This is a genomic window from Magnetospirillum sp. WYHS-4, assembly GCA_039908345.1.
In the GTDB taxonomy this organism is placed as follows: domain Bacteria; phylum Pseudomonadota; class Alphaproteobacteria; order Rhodospirillales; family GLO-3; genus JAMOBD01.
In genome coordinates this window covers 17277-32356 of record JAMOBD010000031.1, presented here as the reverse complement: position 1 = coordinate 32356, position 15080 = coordinate 17277, and the positions used below count along the sequence as shown (strand labels likewise).

The 15080-nt window shown below is 65.4% G+C and carries 17 protein-coding genes and 1 tRNA gene; 10 read left to right on the top strand and 8 right to left on the bottom strand.

The genetic code is table 11. The annotated features are described in order from the left end of the window. Window positions 1–48: 48 nt before the first annotated feature. The 3 genes from H7841_10305 to H7841_10295 all read left to right on the top strand — a co-directional run bounded on the left by H7841_10305 (window position 49) and on the right by H7841_10295 (window position 2447). Entirely contained in the window at window positions 49–414 is a 366-nt protein-coding gene (locus tag H7841_10305; GenBank protein MEO5337270.1) for a response regulator, read from the top strand. Window positions 415–501: 87 nt separating this feature from the next. Continuing rightward, window positions 502–1602 (top strand): chemotaxis response regulator protein-glutamate methylesterase, encoded by a 1101-nt coding sequence (locus tag H7841_10300; protein ID MEO5337269.1) that lies wholly within the window; start codon window positions 502–504, stop codon window positions 1600–1602. Continuing rightward, complete coding sequence (locus tag H7841_10295; GenBank protein ID MEO5337268.1) at window positions 1602–2447, top strand: protein-glutamate O-methyltransferase CheR; 846 nt, start codon at window positions 1602–1604, stop codon at window positions 2445–2447. The genes H7841_10300 and H7841_10295 overlap by 1 nt, the downstream gene beginning before the upstream one ends. A 6-nt stretch (window positions 2448–2453) precedes the next feature. On the opposite strand, the gene H7841_10290 is transcribed toward H7841_10295, so the two are convergent. Then, window positions 2454–2909 (bottom strand): ligand-binding protein SH3, encoded by a 456-nt coding sequence (locus tag H7841_10290; GenBank protein MEO5337267.1) that lies wholly within the window; start codon window positions 2907–2909, stop codon window positions 2454–2456. A 125-nt stretch (window positions 2910–3034) separates the two neighbouring features. Here H7841_10290 and H7841_10285 point away from each other — a divergent pair, with 125 nt between their 5' ends. Then, on the top strand, window positions 3035–4087 hold the full coding sequence (locus tag H7841_10285; GenBank protein ID MEO5337266.1) for a quinone-dependent dihydroorotate dehydrogenase: 1053 nt from the start codon (window positions 3035–3037) through the stop codon (window positions 4085–4087). Here the strand turns inward: H7841_10285 and H7841_10280 are convergent. The 5 genes from H7841_10280 to H7841_10260 are packed head-to-tail and all read right to left on the bottom strand — an operon-like array spanning window position 4084 to window position 7942. Continuing rightward, the gene (locus H7841_10280; protein ID MEO5337265.1) at window positions 4084–4851 is read right to left on the bottom strand and encodes an NAD kinase; all 768 of its coding nucleotides are present in this window, start codon (window positions 4849–4851) and stop codon (window positions 4084–4086) included. The genes H7841_10285 and H7841_10280 overlap by 4 nt on opposite strands. A 16-nt stretch (window positions 4852–4867) precedes the next feature. Then, a complete protein-coding gene (locus tag H7841_10275) occupies window positions 4868–5362 on the bottom strand; it encodes a dihydrofolate reductase (GenBank protein MEO5337264.1) in 495 nt (164 codons plus the stop codon). Beyond that, window positions 5359–6153, bottom strand: a complete 795-nt coding sequence (locus H7841_10270; protein MEO5337263.1) for a thymidylate synthase — start codon at window positions 6151–6153, stop codon at window positions 5359–5361. The genes H7841_10275 and H7841_10270 overlap by 4 nt, the downstream gene beginning before the upstream one ends. Before the next feature lie 26 nt (window positions 6154–6179). After that, the gene (locus H7841_10265; GenBank protein ID MEO5337262.1) at window positions 6180–7178 is read right to left on the bottom strand and encodes a glycosyltransferase family 1 protein; all 999 of its coding nucleotides are present in this window, start codon (window positions 7176–7178) and stop codon (window positions 6180–6182) included. Further along, complete coding sequence (locus H7841_10260; GenBank protein ID MEO5337261.1) at window positions 7136–7942, bottom strand: UDP-2,3-diacylglucosamine diphosphatase; 807 nt, start codon at window positions 7940–7942, stop codon at window positions 7136–7138. The genes H7841_10265 and H7841_10260 overlap by 43 nt, the downstream gene beginning before the upstream one ends. Window positions 7943–8090: 148 nt before the next feature. On the opposite strand from H7841_10260, the gene H7841_10255 reads away from it, so the two are divergent. Further along, complete coding sequence (locus tag H7841_10255) at window positions 8091–9014, top strand: diacylglycerol kinase family lipid kinase (protein MEO5337260.1); 924 nt, start codon at window positions 8091–8093, stop codon at window positions 9012–9014. Here H7841_10255 and H7841_10250 read toward each other — a convergent pair. Further along, on the bottom strand, window positions 9005–9637 hold the full coding sequence (locus H7841_10250; protein ID MEO5337259.1) for a DedA family protein: 633 nt from the start codon (window positions 9635–9637) through the stop codon (window positions 9005–9007). The genes H7841_10255 and H7841_10250 overlap by 10 nt on opposite strands. 97 nt (window positions 9638–9734) lie before the next feature. Next, the gene (locus H7841_10245) at window positions 9735–10271 is read right to left on the bottom strand and encodes a hypothetical protein (GenBank protein ID MEO5337258.1); all 537 of its coding nucleotides are present in this window, start codon (window positions 10269–10271) and stop codon (window positions 9735–9737) included. 78 nt (window positions 10272–10349) lie between these two features. Here H7841_10245 and H7841_10240 point away from each other — a divergent pair, with 78 nt between their 5' ends. The 5 genes from H7841_10240 to H7841_10220 all read left to right on the top strand — a co-directional run bounded on the left by H7841_10240 (window position 10350) and on the right by H7841_10220 (window position 14877). Then, window positions 10350–11894: a TIGR04372 family glycosyltransferase gene (locus tag H7841_10240; GenBank protein MEO5337257.1), complete on the top strand. Its 1545-nt coding sequence runs from the start codon at window positions 10350–10352 to the stop codon at window positions 11892–11894. 87 nt (window positions 11895–11981) lie between these two features. Then, window positions 11982–12962 (top strand): NAD-dependent epimerase/dehydratase family protein, encoded by a 981-nt coding sequence (locus H7841_10235; GenBank protein ID MEO5337256.1) that lies wholly within the window; start codon window positions 11982–11984, stop codon window positions 12960–12962. Window positions 12963–12966: 4 nt separating this feature from the next. Beyond that, window positions 12967–13590, top strand: a complete 624-nt coding sequence (locus tag H7841_10230) for a glutathione S-transferase N-terminal domain-containing protein (protein MEO5337255.1) — start codon at window positions 12967–12969, stop codon at window positions 13588–13590. Between the two features lie 83 nt (window positions 13591–13673). Continuing rightward, a tRNA-Ser gene (locus tag H7841_10225) sits at window positions 13674–13765 on the top strand. A 116-nt stretch (window positions 13766–13881) separates the two neighbouring features. Then, window positions 13882–14877, top strand: a complete 996-nt coding sequence (locus H7841_10220) for a site-specific integrase (protein ID MEO5337254.1) — start codon at window positions 13882–13884, stop codon at window positions 14875–14877. Window positions 14878–15080 lie beyond the last annotated feature (203 nt).

Sequence of the window (15080 nt, the reverse complement as noted above, 5' to 3'; positions counted from 1 at the left end):
CGTCGCAAGATGACGGATCGGAAACAACTTGAGAGAATGAAGGGTGGCATGAAGTCCTGTCTAATCGTTGACGACTCCAAGGTCATTCGGATGGTAGCTCGGAAGATTCTCCAGGAGCTCGAATTCGAGACCGCAGAGGCTGCGGACGGCAGAGATGCCCTTGAATCCTGCAAGGGCAAGATGCCGGACGCCGTGTTGCTCGACTGGAACATGCCGGTGATGAGCGGCATCGAATTCCTGCGCGAGTTGCGCCGCCTGCCTGGCGGGGATCACCCGATCGTCGTTTTCTGTACAACGGAAAACGATATCGAGCATATCCAGGAGGCCATCGAAGCCGGGGCCAACGAATACATCATGAAGCCATTCGACAGCGAAATCATCCAGGCAAAATTTTCGCAGGTCGGACTGCTGTAACCGCCCACGGGGGATCTCGTGTCGATCACCGGCGACAACGGTGCCGCGCGCCAGACGGCGGATTCCACCTCCGACAAGATCAATGTCATGGTGGTGGACGATTCTGCCGTCGTGCGAGGCTTGATTGTACGGATGCTGGAATCCGACCCGGCCCTCCATGTGGTGGCGTCGGTCGGGAACGGTCAGCTTGCCGTCAGCAATCTGCAACGGACCGATGTCGACGTGGTGGTCCTCGATATCGAAATGCCGGTCATGGATGGCCTGACCGCACTGCCCAAGCTTCTGCAGATCGATCCGTCGATCAAGGTCATCATGGCCTCGACCTTGACGCTACGGAATGCTGAGATCAGCATCCGCGCCCTGCAGGCCGGGGCCGCCGACTACGTTCCCAAGCCCTCTTCGGCCCGCGACCTTTCGGCCGGCGACGAGTTCAAGCGCGACCTGACGGACAAGGTCAAGACGCTGGGCAACATCCGACGCCACCAGCGCCCGGCCGCCCGGGCCGGATTGCAGCGCCCGGCTCCGGCGCCGATGGCCCGGCCGGCGACACCTAAGCCGTCGGCCATGCCCCACGGGCCGGTGACCCTGCGTCAGCCCGGCAGGTCGAAACCCGACATTCTCGCCATCGGCAGTTCTACCGGCGGGCCGCAGGCTCTGTTCGCCCTGCTGAAGGACCTGCACGCGGGACAGCTCAAGCTGCCCATCGTCATCACGCAGCACATGCCGCCGACCTTCACCACCATCCTGGCCGACCATATCAACCGAATGACCGGTTGGCCCTGCAAGGAAGCCCAGGAAGGCGACGTCATTACCGCTGGCCAGATTTTTCTGGCTCCGGGCGATTTCCACATGCTCGTCGAGACCAAGGGTGTCCAGAAGGTGATCCGCCTCAACAAGGAAGCCCCGGAAAACTTCTGTCGCCCGGCGGTCGATCCGATGTTCCGCAGCGTATCGAAGGCCTACGGCGACCGGGTGCTGGCCGTGATCCTGACCGGCATGGGCTCGGACGGGGCCAGGGGCGGCAAGGTCGTCGTGGATTCCGGCGGCACCGTGGTGGCACAGGACGAAGGCTCCAGCGTCGTTTGGGGCATGCCCGGAGCGGCAGCCATGTCGGGGATCTGCAGCGCGGTACTGCCGTTGCGGGAATTGGGATCCTATATAACCAAGTTTGCCAGTAGGGGCCTGTGATGAAGCCCGAGGATTTCGATTTCGTCAGCAAGTTGGTCAAGGACCGTTCCGGTCTCGTCCTCACCAAGGACAAGGCCTACTTGCTGGAAAGCCGGCTGATGCCGGTGGCGCGCAAGCGGGGCATGAAGGGCCTGGACGATCTGGTCCTGGCCATGCGAACCCGTCCGGAGGAGGCCCTGCTCAAGGAAGTCACGGAAGCGATGACGACCAACGAGTCGTTCTTTTTCCGCGACATCAAGCCGTTCGATCTGTTTCGCCAGAATGTGCTGCCGCACCTGATCCAGTCGCGGGCCACCAGGAGGCAATTCAGGATTTGGTGTTCGGCGGCGTCCAGCGGCCAGGAACCTTATACCCTGGCCATGATCCTCAAGGAGGAAGCGGCCAAGCTGGCCGGCTGGCGCCACGAGATCCTGGGCACCGACATCTCGACCGAAATGCTGACGAAGGCCCGGGCCGGGCTCTATTCCCAATTCGAGGTGCAACGCGGCCTGCCGATCCAGATGCTGGTCAAGTACTTCAAGAAGAAGGACGACATGTGGCAGGCCAACGAGGACCTGCGCAACATGGTCCAGTATCGGGAATATAACCTTCTGGATAACCTGAAGGCCTTGGGCCAGTTCGACGTCGTGTTTTGCCGCAACGTGCTGATCTATTTCGACCAGCCGACCAAGAAGCGCGTGCTCGACCAGATCGCCGACCAGATGCCCGACGACGGCCTGCTATTTCTGGGGGGTGCCGAGACGGTGCTCGGCATTTCGGAAAAGTTCAAGCCCCTCCAGGGCCACCGCGGCGTCTACGGCCTGACCAGGGCCGAGGCCTCGTCGGTCAAGCAGATGGGTAGCTGATCGCCGCTACGCCGCATGGCCGAAGGCCCGTTTCGCCAATTGGGCCGCTTCCGCGTCCTTGGCCGAATAGGCCTTGCCAGACCACAGCAACGTATAGGCCGTTTCCTCGTTGCCGTTTTCGCAAAGATCCAAGACTCTTCGGAACAGGGGCTGGAAGGTCGCGCTGCGGTGGGAGGCCTCGTGCTCCTCGAAGCTACGCCAGAAGGTGATGATCAGCGCCTCCCGGTCCTTGAGCGGACTTTCCACCGCTTGGCCGACCGTCGAGCCTTCGTTGGAAACCTCGCCGCTGTTCAGCACCACCATGCCGCCGATGAAGCCCGTCCCGGAATGGTAGGTCTTGACGTTCTCGCACAGCAAGGCCACGCGTTCCTGCAACTCATCGACGTCGTATTGCGGCCTGAGGACAACCCGGTTCACGGTGACCACCCCGAGTTCGGACAGACCGGGAAACAGGCTCGACATCGAATCCTCCTTCAATCGTTTAATACTGAATTGCATATATGTATCCCGGCGGTGCGTTTCCAGGGGGCTGACCATGCTCGATCCATGGGCTAATCTGCCTGCCAAATTTCGGGGGTACGACGACCATGGATTTCTATTGCGTTATCGGGCCGGCCATCCGACTCCTGGATGCCGAAACAGCTCACGGGCTGGCGATCAAGGCTCTGCGGACCGGGCTGGTTCCGCCGCCGCCCCCGTTCGACGACGCCTGCCTGCGCACCACCGTCTGGGGCCTGGATTTTCCCAATCCGGTCGGCCTGGGCGCCGGCTTCGACAAGAATGCCGAAGTGCCGGGGCCCTTGCTGGCCCAGGGGTTCGGCTTCGTCGAGGTGGGCACCGTCACCCCCCGCCCGCAGCCCGGAAATCCCAAGCCCCGGCTGTTCCGCCTGTCGGCGGACGGTGGCGTCATCAACCGCATGGGCTTCAACAACGAAGGTGCCGCCCCCATGGCCGCCCGCCTAAAGAGCCCCCGGACGGGCCTGATCGGCGTCAACCTGGGCAAGAACAAGGATTCCGAAGACGCCATCGCCGACTACGTGCTGGGCATCGAAACCCTGGGGCCGTTGGCCGACTATCTGGTGGTCAACGTCTCGTCGCCCAACACGCCGGGCCTGCGCGCCCTGCAGGGCCGCGAGCCCTTGGCGGCCTTGCTGGCGGCGGCCATGGCGGCGCGCGACGCCCTGCCCGCCGGCCGGCGTCCGCCGCTGCTGCTCAAGATCGCCCCCGACCTGACGGATGAGGATCGCGAGGATATCGCCCAAGTGGTGCTGGATGTGGGCATCGACGGCCTGATCGCCACCAACACCACCATCGACCGGCCGCCCGGTCTGCGCGATGCCAGGCGCGGGGAAATGGGGGGCCTGAGCGGTCGGCCGCTGTTCGAGCCTTCCACCCGCGTGCTGTCCGCGATGTACCGCCTGACCGGCGGCAGGCTGCCTCTGGTGGGGGTGGGCGGCGTCGCCTCGGGGCGGGATGCCTACGCCAAGATCCGGGCCGGCGCTTCCCTGGTGCAGCTCTATTCGGCCCTGGTCTATCAGGGCCCCGGCCTGGTGAACCGCATCAAGCGGGACCTGTCGGCCTTGCTGAAGGCCGACGGCTTCGCCAGGGTGGCCGACGCGGTCGGGGCGGACCACCGCTAAGGCAGGAACTGTTCCTTGAGGATGCGTTCCTCCAGGCTGTGTTCGGGATCGAACAGCAGCGTGGTGGCAAGTCCGGCGTCCTCCCGTACCTCGACGCGGGCCACGTCGCGCACCTCCACATGGTCGGCTACCGCGCTGACCCGGCGTTCCTCGGCATGAAGGATCTCGAACACCACCGTCACCCCGTGGGGCAGCAGGGCACCCCGCCAACGGCGCGGCCGGAAGGCGCTGATGGGGGTAAGAGCCACCAGTTGCGCCTCCAGGGGCAGGATGGTGCCGTGCACCGCGTTGTTGTAGGCCGTGCTGCCCGCCGGGGTGGCGACCAGGGCGCCGTCGCAGACCAGTTCCTCCATGCGTTCCACCCCGTCGACCAGGATGCGGATCTTGGCCGCCTGACGGGTTTCACGCAGCAGGGATACTTCGTTCACCGCCACCGCCTGGTGGGTGCGTCCATGGATGTCCTGGGCCACCATGCGCAGAGGCCGGAGCCGGATGGCGCGCGCCCGCTTCAGGCGGTCCGGCAAGTCTTCCTCGCGGTACTCGTTCATCAAAAAGCCGACCGTGCCCCGATTCATGCCGTAGATCGGCACCCCTTTTTCCATGAACTGGTGCAGGGTCCGCAGCATGAAGCCGTCGCCGCCCAGGGCCACCACCAGATCGGCCTGTTCGGCCGCCACGTGAGGATAGAGCGCCTGCAGGCGCCGCAGGGCATCCTGGGCTTCTTCCTGAGGGGCGGCGACGAAGGCGAGATGCCGGAACTGCATGGGGGGCGAGTATAGCCTACCGGCGCACCAGGGTCACGAAGGCATGCGCCGGGCTGTCGGGGCCGGCGGCGGGCAGGACCTCGCGCGCCTCTTCCCGCCATTCCGAGCGGTCGAAGACCGGAAAGAAGGCATCGCCCTCGGGGGCGGCGGCCACCTCGGTCAGCTCCAGGCGGCGGGCCAGGGGCAGGGCCAAGGCGTAGATTTCCGCCCCGCCGATCACCATGGCCTCTTCCGCCCCCGAGTCCGCGGCCGCCGCCAGGGCCTCAGGCAGGGAATGGGCCAGCCGGACGCCGTCGAAGGCGGCCGAACGGTCTCGGGTAATCACGATGTTCAGCCGGCCCGGCAAGGGCTTGCCGATGGAAACGAAAGTCTTGCGGCCCATGACCACCGGCCTGCCCAGGGTCAGGGCCTTGAACCGTTTCAGGTCGCCCGGCAGGCGCCAGGGCAGGCTGCCCCGGCTGCCGATGACGCCGTTGTCCGCCACCGCGGCGATCAGAACGACGCGCATCAGACCGCCACTTCCGCCTTGATGTGGGGATGGGGGTCGTAGCCCACCAACTCGAAGTCCTCGAAGCGAAAGGCGAACAGGTCGGCCACCTGGGGATCGATCCGGAGCATCGGCAGCGGCCGGGGCTCGCGGGCCAGTTGGGTTTCCACCTGCGCCAAGTGGTTCAGGTAGAGGTGGGCGTCGCCGAAGGTATGGACGAACTCGCCGGGCGCGAGGCCGGTCACCTGGGCGACCATCAGGGTCAACAGGGCATAGGAGGCGATGTTGAAGGGCACGCCCAGGAAGATGTCGGCGCTGCGCTGATAAAGCTGGCAGGACAGGCGGCCCTCGGCCACATAGAACTGGAACAGGCAATGGCAGGGCGGCAGGGCCATACGGTCCACGTCAGCCGGATTCCATGCCGATACGATCAGGCGCCGCGAATCCGGATTGCGACGGATCTGGTCCAGCAACCCGGAAATCTGGTCGATGGCCCGGCCGTCGGGCGCCGGCCAGGAGCGCCACTGGTAGCCGTAGACCGGTCCCAGTTCGCCGCTTTCGTCGGCCCACTCGTCCCAGATGGAAACGCCGTTCTCCTTCAGGTAGCGGATGTTGGTCTCGCCCTTCAGGAACCACAGAAGCTCGTGGATGATGGACCGCAGGTGCAGCTTCTTGGTGGTCAGACAGGGAAAGCCCTGGGCCAGGTCGAAGCGCATCTGCCAGCCGAAAACGCTACGCGTCCCCACCCCGGTGCGGTCGGTCTTGGTCACCCCGTGGTCGCGCACGTGGCGCATCAGATCCAGATAAGCCTTCATGGTGCCTCAATAGCATGAGGCCGTACCTAGGCAAAGACCTCCAGGTTGCCGACGAACTGCTGCAGGCAGGCGTCCCAGGAAAAGCGCAGGGCGTGGTCGCGGCAGGCGGCGGGCGGGATGTCCAGGGCCTTGCGCACCGCGACCCCCAGGTCCTCGTCCAGCACGCCGGCCCCCGAGCCGTCGATCACGTCCAGCGGCCCCGGCACCGGATAGGCCGCCACCGGCAGGCCCGAGGCCAGGGCTTCCAGCAACACCAGCCCGAAGGTGTCGGTGCGGCTGGGGAAGACGAATACGTCCGCCGCCGCGTAGTAGCGGGCCAGGTCGTTGTCGCTCCGCCGCCCGGCGAAGTGGACGTCCGGGAACTTCCGCTTCAGGTCGGCCAACTGCGGCCCGTCGCCCACCACCACCTTGGTTCCGGGCAAATCGAGGCGCAGGAAGTCCTCGATGCCCTTTTCCACCGCCACCCGCCCCACATAGAGGCTGATCGGCCGGGGCAGGTCCAGGAAGGACTTGTCGCCGGGCTTGAACATTTCCACGTCGACGCCGCGCGACCAGCGCCGGATGTTGCCGATGCCGCGCGCCTTCAGGGCGTCCTCGATGGTCTGGGTCGCCACCATCACGGTGGCCGCCGGGCCGTGGAACCAGCGCATGAAGGCGTAGGTCCAGGAAAGGGGAACCTTCCAGCGCGTCTCCACGTACTCGGGGAAGCGGGTGTGGTAGGCCGTCGTGAAGGGTATCCCCTTCTTCACGCAATGGCGTCGGGCGGCGATGCCCAGGGGACCCTCGGTGGCGATATGGATGGCGCAGGGCTGGGCGGCGTCGATCATCCGGCCCACCGTTCCCATGCGCGTCAGCGCGAGGCGGATTTCCGGATAGGACGGGCAGGGGACGGTCCGGAACCGGTCGGGCGTGATGGTTTCGACCGCGTGACCCAGCTCGATCAGTCCGTCGCGGAGCGTGGCGAGGGTACGGACGACTCCGTTTACCTGGGGGAACCAGGCGTCGCTGACGATGAGGATTCGCATTGCATCTCCAGGGGGGAAAGGCCGCGCAGTTCGGCCCAGCGCAGGATTTCCAGGCGACCGTCGAAATGTTCCACCAGGGCGGTGCAGCTTTCGACCCAGTCGCCGTCGTTGCAGTAGAGAAAGCCGTCGACGGGACGGATTTCCGCATGATGGATGTGGCCGCAAACCACGCCGTCGGCACGCCGTTTGCGCGCCTCGGCGATCACGGCATGTTCGAACCGGCTGATGTATTCTACCGCGTTCTTGACCTTGTGCTTCAGGTAGGCCGACAGCGACCAGTAGGAAAAGCCCATGTGCCGGCGCAGGTTGTTGAAGCCGGTGTTCAGCGCCAAAGCCGCCGTGTAAGCCCCGTCGCCCAGCACCGCCAGCCACTTGGCATGCTTGACCACGCCGTCGAAGGCATCGCCGTGCAGCACCCACAGGCGCTTGCCGTCGGCCGTGGTGTGCATGGCTTCCAGCATCACCGCCACCCGTCCGAAGCGATGGCGGGCGAAGTCGCGGAAGTCCTCGTCGTGGTTGCCGGGGATATAGACCACACGGGTTCCCTTGCGGGCCTTGCGCAGGATTTTCTGCACCACGTCGTTGTGGGCCTGGCGCCAGTACCAGGATCGCCGCATCCGCCAACCGTCGATGATGTCGCCCACCAGGTAGAGGTACTGCGATTCCGTGTTCTTCAGGAAATCGAGCAGCATTTCGGCTTGGCAGCCGCGCGTCCCGAGATGGACGTCGGAAATCCAGATGGCTCTGAATCTCAGCTTGTCCATCGAAGATATGCTGGCGGGGCGATCGAACATCGGACAGGACCGGCTGTTGAAATTGTCGTTTGCCCGTCTAGTCGATTTGAGGTATTCCGTGAATTCCATTCAAGTGGGTTCATGCAAAATTCACGTCTTTAATCCAGGTGCGGTCATCTTGCTGCAACAACACTGTAATATTGGCGGCGAAATCGCCCTTTCCCAGGCGGACTTGCGGCGCATCCTGCTAATCCGCAACCCGACGGCAGGGGGGTGGCGCGCGCGGCGATTCGCTTCCGTCCTGAAGCGGCTGGAAGGGCTAGGCTGCCGGGTGACGGTCAGGGACACCGCGGCGCGCGGCGATGCGGAAGCTCTTTCCCGGGCGGCGACGTCCGCCGATTTCGATCTGGTCGCGGTGGCGGGCGGCGACGGCACCCTCAGCGAGGCGGCCAACGGCTTGGCGGCTTCGGGGTCGGGCCTGCCCTTGGCCGTCGTGCCGCTGGGCACCGCCAACGTGCTGGCCCACGAGATCGGCATGCCCTTCGACGCCGACGGAATCGCCCGCGTTCTGGCGACGGGAACCCCCCGTCCGGTTTATCCCGGCATCGCCAACGGCCGCCTGTTCCTGCAGATGGCGGGCATCGGCTTCGATGCCCATGCGGTGGCGGCGGTCAGCCTGCCGCTCAAGCGGCGATTGGGGAAGGCGGCATATATCCTGGCCGTGCTCAAGGTCCTGGCGCGTCCCTTCGCCACCTGCCGGATCGAAGTGGACGGGAAGACCTTCGAGGCAGCATCGGCGATCGTCGCCAAAGGGCACTTCTACGGCGGCCGCTTCGTCTTCTGCCCCGGCGCCCGCCTGGAAGCGGGCACCCTCGAGGTCTGTCTCCTTCCGCGGACGGGGATCTTGAATTTCCTGCGGTACCTGACGGCTTTCGGGCTCGGCGCCGTCCACCGGCTATCCGACGTCCGCGTGGTCCGAGGACGGCGTCTGCGCATCGAGGGCCCGACGGGTGAACCGGTCCAGGGCGACGGCGACTTGCTGACCACCCTGCCTCTGACCATTGAAGTCCGCGACGAGCCCTTGGCGCTGATCTACCCCTGAGGCTTGTTCGCCTCGGCCGGGATCGCCTCGATATGGCGGCCCGCGGCAACGACCTTCTTCTTCAGTTGCTTCTGGTGCTTTCTGACCAGCAGCATGACCACCACGGCGAAGATGGCCAAGGCGCCCAACCCGATGGCCTTGGCGGTCTTGCCCAGGACGGCCTCGGAAAGCTGGCCGAAGCCATAGCCGATGCCGACGAAGGTCGAAGCCCAGACTCCGCCGGCGACGAAGTTGAGGAAAGCGAAGCGGGGCCATGTCAGCTTGGACAAGCCGCAGGCCACCGAACTGACGTTGCGGATGCCGTAGATGAAGCGGAACGACAGGATGAACCAGATGTCGTAGCGATGCAGCATGTCGAGGGCGACCTCGATGCCCGGCTCCCACTTGGGAAAACGCCGCAGCAAGGCCGGCCCGTACCGCCGCCCGAGCAGAAACCAAGTCTGGTCGCCCAGGAAGGTGCCGGTCCAGGCGGAGATCAGCAGCAGCCACGGGTCGACGATGCCGGCATGGGCGGCGTAGCCGCCGAACAGGACGAAGGTCTCGCCCTCGAAGAAAGTCCAGAGAAAGGACCCGACATAGATCAGGTCTCCGTATTCCTGAACCAGCCGGGCGATTTCTTCCATGATGTCTTTTCCTGGGGGCCGGAAAGTGGTTTGGCGGGCGACGATAGCGTTGTTCAGGCTTTTTTACCAGCCGTCCGCGACAGTCCCATGACCGCAGTCAATGGATCTTCGCACCGGGGCCGGGCAGCACCAAGTTGCCGTCCCCGACCCTGAGTTCCAGGTCCCATCCGGCCTTGGCCGTGACGTCGATCAGCAGGTGGCAGAAGGCATGCAGGAGCTGTTCGTTCAGCGAGCATTGGAAAGGCTCGCCCTCCTTGGTCTGGAACAGGAAGCGGGTGGTGCCGTCGGGCTTGGGCGTGCCGGTGACGCCGGTGAACAGGGGGGCGGCCGGATCGTCGGCCGGAGGCGTGCCGGCCCCCCGGAGGGGCGTCTTGAAGTCGGATCCCTGGACGGCTTCCGCATGGCGCATGGACAGGACGGCTTCGCGCACCCGCGAATCGACCAGCCCCTTCAAGGCCGGATAGCTGGCCAGCACCTTGATCAGTCCCTGCCACAGCAGATCCACGAATCGCCGCGTCATCCAGAACCGGAAGGTACTGCCGTCGCCGGCGGTAAAGATCAGCAGCACGCGATCCTCGACGGGCGAGTAGCGCATGGAAATCTGGTGCAGGGCCTTGGGGCTTCCACGGGACATGACAGCTTCCTGAATACACCAGCCGGAGGCGCGGGGGAACGGGTCGCGCGGCACGGCGTCTTTTGCTAGATTGCGCCCATGATGCATTCGGCCGAAACAGAAGTCGAACTGCGGGCCCGTCTCTGGGCCCGCCTGGATGCGGAACCGGACAGCTACGCGGCCAACCGCGACGTCGGGCTCTATTGCCTGGGCAAGCGCAATCTCGTGTTGATGGGCGAGGAACCGCTCCTGGCGGCTCTCAGGTTGGGTCGGCTGCGCGACGGCGAGGAGACCCGGGCCATCCTGCATGGCCTCGGGCACATCAACAGCCTGAAGGGACGGCATGACTTGGCGGAAAGGTTCTATGGCCTGGCCCGCGACCTGATGCCCACGCATCCGCAATACCATTTCGACATCGGGGACTGCCGCTATTACCAGGGCGACCCGAAGGGGGCGTCGGTCCACTACGCACGCGGGCTGAATATCCTCGAAGCCAAATGGCGGGGAGCCTGCACCCTGCAGGGCGACAACAGCGGCCGGCGCCCGCTGTTTCCCGCGCCGATCGTCTGCCGGGCCTACGGCGAGGCGGCCTCCAAATTGGACGTCTTCGCCCGTGCCTGGGGGTTGGGATGGATCGGGGGGTTCCGGCCGGTCCTCCTGGCTCCCGAGGCCCAGGTCTCCAACCCGGAGTTGATCCGGCGCTGGAGCGGCTATGCGGAAGTCGTGTCCGATCCCGGCGCCATCGCCGAACTGGAGCGCCGCTTCGGCGGAACCGAATGTCATCTCGACTACATTCCGCACCCCTCGGGACAAGTCCTGCACCGGGATTTGGCCCTGCAGTCCGCCCAGGTGGAATGGGATCGCCAAGGCCGGCCGGCCGTGCTGGAATTGAGCGAGGACGAGCAGAGACGCGGCCGCGACGAATTGTCCCGGCTCGGTCTGCCGCGAGACGCGTGGTTCGCCGCGTTGCACGTGCGTAGCGCGGAAACCTACCAGGAGCACGTCCCCTGGAGCCAGAACAAGTACCGCAACGCCTATCTGGAAAACTACCTCCCCGCCATCGAGAGCGTAACGGCGCGCGGGGGCTGGGTGGTCCGCATGGGCGACCGGATGATGCCGCCCCTGCCCGCAATGCCGCGCACCCTTGACCTCGCCACCCATCCCGCCTACACGCCGTGGCTGGATGTGTTCTGCCTGGGGGCTTGTCGGTTCTTCTTCGGTCAATATTCGGGGCCCGTCGAAGTGTCGCAGCTCTTCCATGTTCCCGTCGTCGGGACCGACTGGTTCCCGCTGGGCACTTGGCCGCGCTCCGGACGCAACATCTTCATTCCGAAGCGGCTGCGGCGGATTGCCGATGGCCGCTGCCTTTCCATCGCCGAATCCCTCGCGCCGCCCCGCTTCCGCGGCCACCCGCCTGCGATCTACGAGGAATTCGGCCTGGAGATCGTCGATTGTTCGGCAGACGAAATTCGCGAGGCGGTCGAGGAAATGCTCGACCGCCTGGACGGGCGGCTCGCCTACATGGATGAAGACGAGCGCCGCATGGCCCAGTTCCGCCGCCTGGCCGATCCCTACCAGGTCGGGCTTCCCGCCCGGGTGGGACGGCGCTACCTGGAACGGCATCCGGAACTGATCGGCGAGTGAAAACCTCGCCGCCGCGCGCGGTGCCATTGCCATCCCGGATTCCAGCCGGTATACCGGGACCAACTGGCAGGGATCGACGGCCTTTTCATGACCATCCTGGTAACTGGCGCGGCCGGCTTCATCGGCTTCCACTTGGTGCGGACCTTGCTGGCGCGCGGGGACCGGGTGGTCGGCGTTGACAACCTGAACGACTATTACGACGTCGGCCTCAAGGAAGCGCGGCTGGCCCGGTTGCGCGACCATCCGGGATTCGCATTCGAACGCCTGGACATCGCCGACCGCGTCGCCATGGAGTCGCTGGCCGATCGCCACCCGGACGTCACGGACGTGGTTTCCCTGGCGGCCCAGCCGGGGGTGCGCTATTCGCTGGTCAATCCATATGCCTATGTGCACACCAACGTGGATGGCCACCTTTGCGTCCTGGAACTCTGCCGCCGCCTGCCCCAGCCGCGGCATCTGGTCTATGCCTCGTCGTCCTCGGTCTACGGCCTGAGCCCCGACATGCCGCTCGCGGTGGAGCAGCGCACCGATTCCCCCATCTCGCTCTATGCCGCCACCAAGAAGTCGGCGGAATTGATGAGCCGGACCTACGCCCATCTCTATCGCCTGCCCCAGACGGGACTACGCTACTTCACGGTCTACGGTCCCTGGGGCCGGCCGGACATGGCGCCGATGATCTTCACCCGCAAGATCCTTGCCGGAGAGCCCATCCAGATCTTCAACCAGGGCGACATGCGGCGCGATTTCACCTATGTCGACGACATCGTCGCGGGGACGATCGCCTGCCTGGACTCCCCACCGGCCGACCGCGGCGAAACCCCGCCGCACCGTATCTACAACATCGGCAACAACACGCCGGTGGCCCTGCTGGAGTTCATCGCCGCCCTCGAGGCGGCGCTGGGCCGGACCGCGGTCCGCGAACTGCTGCCCATGCAGCCGGGCGACGTGAAGGAAACCTTCGCCGATATCGAGCCCATGCGACGCGACTTCGGCTATCGGCCGCGAACGCCGCTGTCCGAGGGAATCGGCCACTTCGTCGCTTGGTACAAGGACTACTTCGGAGTCTGAAGCGATGATCGACCTTTATACATTCGCCACGCCGAACGGCAAGAAGGCCTCGGTGATGCTGGAAGAGGTGGGACTGCCCTACCGGGTGACCCCTATCGACATCATGAAGGGCGACCAGTTCAAGCCCGAGTACCTGGCGATCAATCCGAACGGCAAGATCCCGGCCATCGTCGATGAGGAAGGACCGGACGGCCAGCCCATCGCGGTCTTCGAATCCGGCGCCATCCTGATCTATCTTGCGGAGAAGGCCCAAAGCCCCTTGCTGCCCAGCGAACCGCGCGCCCGTTACGCGACGCTGCAATGGCTGATGTTTCAGATGGGCGGCGTCGGGCCCATGTTCGGCCAAGCACACCATTTCCTGAAGTTCGCCCCCGAAAATGTCCCCTACGCCAAGGACCGCTACGGCAAGGAAACCCGGCGGCTCTACGGCGTGATGGATCGCCGCCTTACCGAGACGACCTTCCTGGCCGGGCCGACCTATACCATCGCCGACATCGCGACCTTCCCCTGGGTGGCCCGCCATCCGGTGCATCAAGTGGATCTGGCCGAATTCCCCAGCGTCAAGCGCTGGCACGACGCCATCGCGTTACGGCCGACGGTCATGAAGGGAATGCAGGTGCCTTCTTGAGGCGAAGGGTGAGGTTCCGTTGACAGGCCCCCCTTGCGGTCTGTACAAGACACCCCTTGCCACTTGGCACGCGCTGCCTCTGCGGAGAGGTGGGTGAGTGGCTTAAACCAGCGGTTTGCTAAACCGTCGTGGAGGGAAACCTTCACCGGGGGTTCGAATCCCCCCCTCTCCGCCAATTTCAATGGCTTAGCCGCAATCAGGGCCGCCCCTCTCGGGCGGCTTCTTGATTTTGCGGGACAATTGCGGGACACTTGGGGGATAGTTTCGGCCCGAAATCCGGAGGATTTGGCCATGGCGACGATCACCCCGAGGACCAATCGCGAAGGCAAGTTGATCGGCTGGCAGGCCAAGGTCCGGATCAAAGGGTTCCCCGGCCAGTCACGGGTTTTCGACACGAAGAGCGCTGCGAAGGAGTGGGCCACCGATATCGAGACCCAGATGAAGCGCGGCACCTTCGTGTCCCGCACCGAGGCGGAAGCCACCACCCTCGGGGAAGCCCTGAAGCGCTACGGCGAAGAGGTGACCCCGAGCAAGAAGGGGGCACGCCAGGAAGCCTCGCGCATCCTCCGGCTTCGAGGATCGCAACTGGCAAAATACTCCCTCGCCAACCTCCGGAGCGCCGATGTCGCCGAATGGCGGAACGAACTCGTGGAAGCCGGGAAGGCGCCGACCACCATCCGGAACCTCGCCTCCATCATCAGCCAAGTCTACGAGACCGCCCGGTGCGAATGGAACATGGAGGGACTGCATAATCCCATCCTCGGCGTCCGGATGCCGAGCCTCCGCCAAGGGCGGGATCGCCGGCTTGCCGACGACGAGGAGGAACGCCTCCTCGCCGCCTGCCGGAACAGCGGTTCCTACTGGCTGGCGCCCATGGTGATCCTCGCCCTTGAAACGGCCATGCGGCAGGGCGAACTGCTCGCCCTGCAGTGGCCGAACGTCCGGGGACGGGTCGCGCATCTGCCCGACTCGAAGAACGGCACGAGCCGCGATGTGCCGCTGTCCAGCCGCGCTCGGGCGGCGCTGGACGAACTTCCGCGCTCCCTCGACGGGCGGGTGTTCCCCGTCCGGCAGGATGGCGTCGTGACGGCCTTCCGGGCCGCCACAAGGCGGGCAAAGATCGAGGGGCTACGGTTCCACGATCTCCGGCACGAGGCCACCAGCCGCCTCTTTGAGCGCGGCTGGGGTATCATGGAAGTGGCCTCGGTCACGGGACACAAGACCCTGCAGATGCTCAAGCGCTACACCCATTTCGAGGCGGAGAAGCTGGCGGATCGGCTCGGATAGGCCCGTCGCTTCACACCCAGGATGCGGCGCCGGCTCGATCCCTCGCCGGCACGTCACGGCGCCCATGTGGGCGCCGGCATCCTCGGTCGCACACGGGGCTGCGCCCCGCCCTGTGCGCCCTGCGGCGCGGCCCCTGACGGGCCGCAAAGGGCCTGCAAGGGGAGAAGCTTCACCGGCCGGGGATCAGCCCAGCCAGGACCCGT

Excerpts from the sequence above, each read along its gene's own strand:
- H7841_10305 (MEO5337270.1), top strand. The coding sequence starts at position 49 with ATGAAGTCCTGTCTAATCGTTGACGACTCCAAGGTCATTCGGATGGTA.
- H7841_10300 (MEO5337269.1), top strand. The coding sequence starts at position 502 with ATGGTGGTGGACGATTCTGCCGTCGTGCGAGGCTTGATTGTACGGATG.
- H7841_10295 (MEO5337268.1), top strand. The coding sequence starts at position 1,602 with ATGAAGCCCGAGGATTTCGATTTCGTCAGCAAGTTGGTCAAGGACCGT.
- H7841_10290 (MEO5337267.1), bottom strand. The coding sequence starts at position 2,909 with ATGTCGAGCCTGTTTCCCGGTCTGTCCGAACTCGGGGTGGTCACCGTG.
- H7841_10285 (MEO5337266.1), top strand. The coding sequence starts at position 3,035 with ATGGATTTCTATTGCGTTATCGGGCCGGCCATCCGACTCCTGGATGCC.
- H7841_10280 (MEO5337265.1), bottom strand. The coding sequence starts at position 4,851 with ATGCAGTTCCGGCATCTCGCCTTCGTCGCCGCCCCTCAGGAAGAAGCC.
- H7841_10270 (MEO5337263.1), bottom strand. The coding sequence starts at position 6,153 with ATGAAGGCTTATCTGGATCTGATGCGCCACGTGCGCGACCACGGGGTG.
- H7841_10265 (MEO5337262.1), bottom strand. The coding sequence starts at position 7,178 with ATGCGAATCCTCATCGTCAGCGACGCCTGGTTCCCCCAGGTAAACGGA.
- H7841_10260 (MEO5337261.1), bottom strand. The coding sequence starts at position 7,942 with ATGGACAAGCTGAGATTCAGAGCCATCTGGATTTCCGACGTCCATCTC.
- H7841_10250 (MEO5337259.1), bottom strand. The coding sequence starts at position 9,637 with ATGGAAGAAATCGCCCGGCTGGTTCAGGAATACGGAGACCTGATCTAT.
- H7841_10245 (MEO5337258.1), bottom strand. The coding sequence starts at position 10,271 with ATGTCCCGTGGAAGCCCCAAGGCCCTGCACCAGATTTCCATGCGCTAC.
- H7841_10240 (MEO5337257.1), top strand. The coding sequence starts at position 10,350 with ATGATGCATTCGGCCGAAACAGAAGTCGAACTGCGGGCCCGTCTCTGG.
- H7841_10235 (MEO5337256.1), top strand. The coding sequence starts at position 11,982 with ATGACCATCCTGGTAACTGGCGCGGCCGGCTTCATCGGCTTCCACTTG.
- H7841_10230 (MEO5337255.1), top strand. The coding sequence starts at position 12,967 with ATGATCGACCTTTATACATTCGCCACGCCGAACGGCAAGAAGGCCTCG.
- H7841_10220 (MEO5337254.1), top strand. The coding sequence starts at position 13,882 with ATGGCGACGATCACCCCGAGGACCAATCGCGAAGGCAAGTTGATCGGC.